General features: G+C 79.7%; 1 pseudogene. It reads left to right on the forward strand.

Annotated elements, in window-relative coordinates:
- Positions 1–261: pseudogene (locus GT030_RS25885) on the forward strand (hypothetical protein); the annotation flags it as partial.

The following is a 261-nucleotide window of genomic DNA, read 5'->3' on the forward strand; positions in this document are numbered from 1 at the left end:
GCCCGCGAAGCACTCCGCGCCGCCCGCCGCGAGGCCGACCGAGGGGAGCGGCGCCCCCGAAAGACCACCCCGCGCCCCGCACCCGCCCCCGCCGAGGGCCACTCCGCGCAGGCCCAAGCAGCCCGCGACATGCGGAACTTCCTCAGCACCGCCTTCCGCATGCCCGACCTGGCCGACGACCCCGGAGCCGAAGCCCAGCCGCGCACCGACACCCCGGAGCCCTCCGCCGAGCACGCCCCCACCCCGCCCGCGCCCAGCACC

This window comes from Streptomyces sp. SID1328 (assembly GCF_009865595.1).
Taxonomy (GTDB): domain Bacteria; phylum Actinomycetota; class Actinomycetes; order Streptomycetales; family Streptomycetaceae; genus Streptomyces; species Streptomyces griseoluteus.